Genomic DNA, 7,690 nt, shown 5'->3' with positions numbered 1-7,690 from the left:
CTTTGCAACCTATCTAACATGCAAACTTCAAAACGAACGAAGACACGCTAAATAAATAACGAACATCAAAATAATTATTTAGCTCGGAATAATAGAAACAACAGCGTTCTATTATTTACGATATAGATATTGACTGTATCGGGAAGAAGTCAGAAAGCTTACAGTCTTCAACATACCATGGCGTCAGCAATGGCTGTGATGATACTTTCAATTTAGGGCACATATTCATATTATGCTCTCACATGAAAATACAATTTAATTATCAGACAAATAAATTAAATGCATTAACACTATTAATTCAAATCACCCTTATTCACCATAAAGTGACATTGATAGGAAAATATTAAGTGCTAATGTTCAGCGTAATAACGCCGGAAGGACTTACTCAGAAGAAAGACGGAAAGAGAGCTTATGATCTACGTTATACCAGGCCGATAATATCGGCTGAGAGGAGGATTGCAATTTGAGGTACACGTCCATCTTATGTTCCTATCTGAAAAGCAATATTTAAAATTGATGATGTCATCATCCTATAGTTAATTTGATAAATATATATTCATGATCAATAAGTGTGATCGGAGCAAATAAAAATTCACCGATTTTATTCACAACACAGATGCACGATGAAAAAGATAATTGCACCACAATTCATATCAAATACTTATTACTGCAATAAAAACGTCATAAGTCATTGATTTACTATCGCCGCATTTAAAAATCAGGACTTTAAAATGAAACACATTGTTAAACCACTCATTTTTGCCGCAGCAACCTCTACGTTCTCCTTCTCAGCATACTCGGCAGAAATCAAAAACGTCATCCTAATGATTGGTGACGGCATGGGGCCGCAACAGGTCGGCTTATTGGAAACCTACGCCAACAATGCACCTCACTCTATCTACAAGGGTGAAACGACAGCCCTCTTTAAACTTGCCAAAGAGGGCGTTATCGGTTCATCACTAACTCATCCGGAAGATGCTATCGTGGTCGATTCGGCGTGCTCGGCAACGATGCTGGCGACTGGCATTTACACCGGTTCCGAGGTGATAGGCATCGATGCCAACGGCAACTATGTCGAAACCGTGCTTGAAAAAGCCAAACGCGCCGGCAAGGCCACAGGACTGATTTCCGATACCCGCCTGACCCATGCAACCCCCGCCGCCTTTGCCGCCCACCAGCCACATCGTTCGCTGGAAAATGACATCGCTTCTGACATGCTGGAAACTGGCGTCGATGTCATGTTGTCTGGCGGTTTGCGTCACTGGATCCCTAAATCGACCAATGATAAAGGTGCCGTCTATAAAGAGCTGCAAGCCCTTACCCAGGGAGACGTCAAGCTGAAATCCAAACGCAAAGACGACCGTAATCTGCTTACCGAAGCCCAAAATGACGGTTACAGCCTCGCCTTCAACAAGGAGATGCTCGAAGCCGCCCAGGGCGACAAGCTGCTGGGGCTCTTCGCCTACTCAGGCATGAACGATGGCGTTGCCTACACCAATTCGAAAAATGACCCGGATCGCACCCAACCGACTCTGAAAGAAATGACGGAAAAGGCGCTTGCCTTGCTATCCAAAGACAAGGACGGTTTCTTCCTTATGGTTGAGGGCGGACAGATTGACTGGGCGGGGCACAGCAACGATGCGGGCACCATGCTGCATGAGATGATCAAGTTTGACGAGGCTGTGGGCTCCGTCTATGAGTGGGCCAAAGATCGTGACGATACACTCATCATCGTCACTGCCGACCATGAAACCGGATCGTTCGGCTTTAGCTACTCATCGAACGACCTCCCGGCACCAGAGAAACGTTCAGGCGAGGCCTTCCAGAAACGCGACTACGCCCCTAACTTCAACTTTGGCAAATATGACATTCTTGATGGTCTCTACAACCAGAAACTGAGCTATGCCGCCATGCTGGGCGAGTTTGACAAGTTAGAGTCATCGCAACAAACAGCGGAAAAGCTGGCTGATATCGTCAACGCCAACAGCAGCTTCCCGATCACCACGGCACAGGCTGCTAACGTTCTGGAAACCAAGCCAAACCCGTACTTCAAAGGTAACCATAAGTACCTCAAGCTGAAAGACATCCCGACTATCAAAGACTTTGATGCCTTCTTCCCGTATAACGACCGTGGCAACTTGCTGGCTCGCGAGCAGGCAACAGCCCAAAATACCGTTTGGGGCACAGGTACCCATACCCACACGCCAGTCAACGTCTTTGCCTGGGGACCGCTGAAAGAGATTGTCCCGGTGTCGAAAATCATGCACCACTCGGAACTGGGCGAGTACATTAAAGGCCTGGTGAATTAAGCACACAGAAACATTCTACCGCTTTGTACAAACAGCCTTGGGCAACTGCCTGAGGCTGTTTTCTATTCAGCGCCAACCTACTTCAGATCAGATATTCACACCCAACCAACAAGTTGTGAATCACCGCAGCATCACCTTCTTCCATAGTTTTTGCATTTTTCCTGCACATTGCTCTCATAGACTACCCACCAAGTAGAGACGTTCAACATGGACATCATGCCATCTCACTCACATAGGGAAGCCATTATGATCTTTCACTCTGCAACTCAGCAGCCAGTCATTGCCCCAGCTATAGCCCCTTTCATAATCAGACAGTTATTCGCCTTAGTGGCAGTGAGCTCAATGCTTGCCTTAACAGGTTGTGACGGCTCGTCAGCCGAAAGTACTGCAACAGCGAACAGCTCGACTGCCAGCGGCTATAAAATCGTAGATACCAATCAAACAGATTGCTACAGCTCATCAACCGGCCTCGTCACCCCCTGCAGTGGCCAGGGACATGACGGTGATTACACCGGCAATCAGCCAAGTTACACCATCAGTTCAGACGGGCTGACAGTCACAGACAACGTTACAGGCCTTATCTGGCAACAAAGCTCCGATTTAAACAGTGACGGAGCGGTAAACTATGCAGATAAGCTCACGCAGAGTGACGCTGTTACTTACTGTGATGACCTTAGCTTTGCGGGGCGACAAGACTGGCGCCTGCCTAGCATCAAAGAAGCCTATTCCCTGATCTTGTTCAGTGGAAAGGATCCCAGTTCATATACAGGATCTGACACCTCAAGCCTTGTTCCTTTCATCGATAGTACCTTCGACTGGGCTTTCGGTGACACCACCACCGCCGATGGAATTAACGCCGGCGACCGGATTATCGATGCCCAGTATGCCTCTTCCACTCTCTACCTGAGTACGACAATGAACGGCGACCCGACGATGTTCGGTGTTAACTATGTTGACGGCCGTATCAAAGGTTACCCGACGCATATCAAGGAGTTCTATGTGCGCTGCGTGGCAGGCAACACCGAGTACGGGGTAAACGCATTTGTCGACAACGGCGACGAAACCGTGAGTGACAACGCGACGGGCTTAATGTGGCAACAAAATGACAGCGAAACTACCGACTGGGACGATGCAATCTCTCAGTGCGAGACGGCAACAACCGCCGCTCATTCAGATTGGCGCTTACCCAATGCCAAAGAGCTACAGAGTATCCTGGACTACACGCGTACACCGGATACCGACGGTGAGGCCGCGATAGATCCAATATTCAACGCCACTTCATTCACGAACGAAGAAAACATCACCGACTGGGGATATTACTGGAGCTCAACCACACATGTAGACAACGATGAAAATGGCAGCAATGCCGCTTATGTCTCTTTTGGGCGAGCACTCGGTTACATAAGCGGCAACATTCTTGATGTTCATGGCGCGGGGGCTCAGCGCAGCAACGACAAGCTCGACGTATCTACCGAGCCCGGCGCACTATCGGCAACCGGTTCAAATGGCACCTTTTATTACAAAGGGCCACAGGGTGATATTTTAAGAACGGGCAACAAAGTAAGGTGCGTTCGAAGTATTACCTAACACAATCACTACAAGGACAATCTGGGCTGAATGAAGTCAATAAACACCGAGATCCGTCGGGCTACCGACGATGACTTGTAAAATACCGCGTTGACCTGCTCCCTTGCGGTATTGGTGAGCTTTTCAGGCTCCAGCAGCGGGATCAAGCGACCCGCGGCAATGTCTTCATTCACCATAAACCCCGACAGGCAGGCAATACCATTTCCTGCCAATGCAAGCTGACGGACGGTTTCACCATTGCTGGAAGTGATTGTCGGTTCTATTTGGCCGCCGCCTTTAAGCGGCCAGTTATTCAGCACTTTTGCCCCGGTAAAGCCAATCAGCTCATGTGTGGGTAGCTCCTGCACCTGATATGGAATACCCCGGCGGGCTACATAATCAGGCGAGGCGACAATATACAGAGGACTTCGGCCTAATAAACGGGCATGCAAGGTTGAATCGGTAAGCTTACCAATCCGAATAGCCACATCGGTTCTCTTTTCCAGCAGATCAACAAACCCCTCGTTCGATGTCAGCTCCAGCTCAATATCGGGATAGGTATCCTTAAATGCCTGGATCAACGGCACCAGTTGATGAAAGACAAAAGGGCTCGCGGCATCGACACGCAATCGCCCCTTTGGCAGTTCACCACGCAAAGTCAACTCGTCTTCCGCTTGTTGGATCTGCTGCAGACCTAAACGTACCGACTCAACAAATTGACGCCCCTCGTCGGTCAGCTCGACCCGTCGAGTAGTGCGATTGAGTATGGTAACACCAAGCTGCTTTTCCACTTTACTCACAGCACGGGATACGCGGGCAACCTGGATCTCGAGCGCATCGGCCGCAGCCGAAAAACCGCCGCTGTCGGCAACCGCCAGTAAAATTTCCAAATCATCCGAGCGTGTCAGCATTGCTATTTCTCATTGAATCATTCTGAATTGTTGCAGTTATAACAAATATAATTGCTAAAACACATCAGATCTAAACACAATGAATAATGATGATAAAACCCGTAACAAAACAATGAAAGCAAGCTTGAGTAACAACCTAATCTTTATCGGGTTGTGCTTGTGTTAGTAACACAGCTGCCTGCTACCAAAAATAATCAGTAGCCCGCCACAAAGCTTTTGAATAAAGCCCTGCACTTTTCCAAACATTCGTTGAACGCGGCTTGTGGTCAGTATTATCGCCAGACTGCCATACCACCCTGCTGATATCACAAATACAATAGCGATCAACTCGATAAGCAATTTATACCCTGTCGTCTCAGGAATTGAGACAGAAAAGATCGAGCTATAAAACAACAGTGATTTCGGATTACAGAGATTGGTTAGCACCCCTTCGCGAAAAGCTGTCAGCTTGCCGGTGTCTGCCGCCACTCCGTCAGCAGATGCATTGCCAAGTGAACAGACAGGCTTTCTGAACAATTGTATACCAAACCAAATCAGGTATACGGCACCGCAGATCCGTATAACTATCAACAACCAGGATAACTGCGTTATCAATGCCTTCAATCCGAACAGTGCGCAAGCTGCCCACAACGCATTGATCAGTGCTATCCCCGCCGTTAACCACAAGGCGTGTTCCCTGCGAGATATTAGCGCTTTATTGGTAACTGCCACAAACGACGGACCGGGACTCATCACGCCAAACAGGCAAATCACCATGGATGACAACAGTATTGAAAACTCGCTCAAAACTAACTCGAATAGAAAAGAAATTGTGATTGCTAATCTAGGTCACCCTATAACAAAGGTAAAATCTCAAAATGCTAGTTCACTGATAGTTAAACAGTATCAGCAGAGTAAGCGCCGAGCGTCAACCAATTTACAGCGGCCTCAACTAATGCATTCTGGCTCTTCGTATTCCATGCAACTGCGACAGTGATAATGGAAACATCACTATCTAGCGGTATGAGCACAACATTTTCAGGCGCGAGCTTGGTCGCAGAAGAAGGGACAATAGATATACCCTGGCCGCAGCCGACATAGGCTATCTGAGCCGTTATCGATCGCACCTCATGTAATATTCGAGGGCTAAACCCATGGGCATTACAGGATGATGTAATTAAATCGAAATAAGCAGGGCTGACACTACGGGCTGTCGCAATAAGCGGCTGGTCGATAAGGCTTGAAAGCGAGATTTTACCTTTACTTGCAAGGTGATGCTCTTTCGGTAAGGCAACAGCAAGCGTATCTTTAACAAGAGGTAGAATGGAGATCCCGTCATTAACCTCGCCGTGCCAACGAATGAAAGCCATATCCAGTTGGCCCGATATAAGATCCGCCGTTGCCTCCGCACTATCAATCTCACGCACAAACGCGGTGGAGTCAGGGAAGTCCTGTTTAATGTAGCTCAGCATCTTGGGGACGATATCCAGCATTGCCGTCGAGACGGCACCGACTTGCAGGAAGCTCGATTGTCCCTTTGCGACTTCATTGACAACGCGTTCTAACGAAGCCATATGATCAGCGAACCTTTGCACTTCAGGGTAGATAGCTTTCCCGACAGGACTGAGCTTGGTTCCTCTGCGAGACCGTTCAAACAGCTTTAGTTTTAAGGAGTGTTCCAGTATTTTTATTTGCTCGGTCAAGGGGGGCTGTGACATACCAAGCCGCTTAGCTGCTTTGCCGAAATGCTCTTCCTCGGCAACGGCCAGAAACATCCATAGCTGCTTCATCAGACGGAAGTTAATCGTGCTCATTATTGCTCTCTGCCGTAATTTCTATCGGTATTCTCTCAATAGTAAACAAACTTCCTCCGGGATATTGATATTTAATTCATATCACAGAGATACAAACAAAGTAATTTACCTATCAATAAACTGACTCAATACTGGTGCGCATCCCCTTTTGACATACGTCAGATGTAGTCAGACGTCATTGTAGTTTTCATTTAGCAAACCGAGAGGAATACATGGCACTAGAGCGCAAAAAACAATCTTTTTCATTCCTTATTGATGAAACACAAGTAACCCTTTCTGCGCTTCTCCGTGACGGGCACAAAGCGCCAATCTTGTTCTTACATGGTTTCGGTTCAACAAAGGAGGACTATGCCGATATCGTGAACTTCTCATGTTTCGACGGGCATCCATTCCTGGCTTATGATGCGCCGGGGTTCGGAGAAACCGAGTGTCAGAACTTGCAGCAGGTTGATCTTACCTTTCTGGTCAAAACAGCCCTTAAAGCCATTGAGATGGTAAGATTTGAGCGATTTCACCTTGTAGGCCACTCAATGGGCGGTTTAACCGCTCTGCTTCTGGCAAGCATGCTCTCCGAGCGGGTTCTCAGCTTTACCAATATAGAAGGAAACATTGCTCCGGAAGACTGCTTTCTAAGTCGCCAGATTGTCGAATACCCGGCTCTTAGCGATGAACAGTTTTTTGACAGCTTTATAGAAAGGACAAGTCAGTCGGAAGACTATGCGAGCGCATTATACGCGGCCAGCCTCAGGCACAAGGTGAAAATCGATGCCGTAAGGGGCATTTTTTCATCCATGGTCGAATTATCAGACCATGGCAGGTTGATGGACACCTTTCTCGGGTTACCATTTCCGAGGATGTTCATGTACGGCGAACAAAATAACCACCTGTCATATCTGGACCACATCAAGTCACACGGTGTCAGGTTAGCCAGGATTTCACATTGCGGGCATTTCCCGATGTACTCAAACCCGACAGAAATGTGGCAGTCCATCTACTGCATGGTCGCAGGAGGGAGAGGCTAAGGCCTCCCCTGGCCCTACTATTCTCGGTTAATCCTCATAGACTGAATACAAAAAACGGCCCCGAGCACTTGCTCGGGGCCGTTTCCGTT

The 7,690-nt window shown here is 47.8% G+C and carries 7 protein-coding genes; 3 read left to right on the top strand and 4 right to left on the bottom strand.

The window, feature by feature from the left end:
* Window positions 1-381 precede the first annotated feature (381 nt).
* On the bottom strand, window positions 382-480 hold the full coding sequence (gene tnaC / locus MHN01_RS24655) for a tryptophanase leader peptide (protein WP_075766648.1): 99 nt from the start codon (window positions 478-480) through the stop codon (window positions 382-384).
* Window positions 481-731: 251 nt separating this feature from the next.
* On the opposite strand from tnaC, the gene MHN01_RS10380 reads away from it, so the two are divergent.
* Both MHN01_RS10380 and MHN01_RS10375 read left to right on the top strand, forming a co-directional pair.
* The gene (locus MHN01_RS10380) at window positions 732-2,309 is read left to right on the top strand and encodes an alkaline phosphatase (RefSeq protein WP_239411286.1); all 1,578 of its coding nucleotides are present in this window, start codon (window positions 732-734) and stop codon (window positions 2,307-2,309) included.
* A 342-nt stretch (window positions 2,310-2,651) separates the two neighbouring features.
* A complete protein-coding gene (locus MHN01_RS10375) occupies window positions 2,652-3,896 on the top strand; it encodes a DUF1566 domain-containing protein (RefSeq protein WP_239411285.1) in 1,245 nt (414 codons plus the stop codon).
* An 8-nt stretch (window positions 3,897-3,904) separates the two neighbouring features.
* Here MHN01_RS10375 and MHN01_RS10370 read toward each other — a convergent pair whose 3' ends face one another.
* The 3 genes from MHN01_RS10370 to MHN01_RS10360 form a co-directional block, all read right to left on the bottom strand.
* Window positions 3,905-4,786: a LysR substrate-binding domain-containing protein gene (locus MHN01_RS10370; RefSeq protein ID WP_239411284.1), complete on the bottom strand. Its 882-nt coding sequence runs from the start codon at window positions 4,784-4,786 to the stop codon at window positions 3,905-3,907.
* Window positions 4,787-4,948: 162 nt separating this feature from the next.
* On the bottom strand, window positions 4,949-5,572 hold the full coding sequence (locus MHN01_RS10365) for a LysE family translocator (RefSeq protein ID WP_239411283.1): 624 nt from the start codon (window positions 5,570-5,572) through the stop codon (window positions 4,949-4,951).
* Between the two features lie 89 nt (window positions 5,573-5,661).
* A complete protein-coding gene (locus MHN01_RS10360; RefSeq protein WP_239411282.1) occupies window positions 5,662-6,579 on the bottom strand; it encodes a LysR family transcriptional regulator in 918 nt (305 codons plus the stop codon).
* A gap of 212 nt (window positions 6,580-6,791) precedes the next feature.
* Here MHN01_RS10360 and MHN01_RS10355 point away from each other — a divergent pair, with 212 nt between their 5' ends.
* On the top strand, window positions 6,792-7,601 hold the full coding sequence (locus MHN01_RS10355; RefSeq protein WP_239411281.1) for an alpha/beta fold hydrolase: 810 nt from the start codon (window positions 6,792-6,794) through the stop codon (window positions 7,599-7,601).
* Window positions 7,602-7,690: the final 89 nt, after the last annotated feature.

The sequence above is a fragment of the Photobacterium sp. OFAV2-7 genome, from assembly GCF_022347985.1.
GTDB lineage: Bacteria > Pseudomonadota > Gammaproteobacteria > Enterobacterales > Vibrionaceae > Photobacterium.
The sequence above is the reverse complement of the archived record's forward strand: the minus strand, read 5'-3'. Positions and strand labels throughout refer to the sequence as shown.

Coding starts and splice junctions, on each gene's coding strand:
- MHN01_RS10370 (WP_239411284.1), bottom strand. CDS start 4,786: ATGCTGACACGCTCGGATGATTTGGAAATTTTACTGGCGGTTGCCGAC.
- MHN01_RS10375 (WP_239411285.1), top strand. CDS start 2,652: ATGCTTGCCTTAACAGGTTGTGACGGCTCGTCAGCCGAAAGTACTGCA.
- tnaC (WP_075766648.1), bottom strand. CDS start 480: ATGGACGTGTACCTCAAATTGCAATCCTCCTCTCAGCCGATATTATCG.
- MHN01_RS10360 (WP_239411282.1), bottom strand. CDS start 6,579: ATGAGCACGATTAACTTCCGTCTGATGAAGCAGCTATGGATGTTTCTG.
- MHN01_RS10380 (WP_239411286.1), top strand. CDS start 732: ATGAAACACATTGTTAAACCACTCATTTTTGCCGCAGCAACCTCTACG.
- MHN01_RS10355 (WP_239411281.1), top strand. CDS start 6,792: ATGGCACTAGAGCGCAAAAAACAATCTTTTTCATTCCTTATTGATGAA.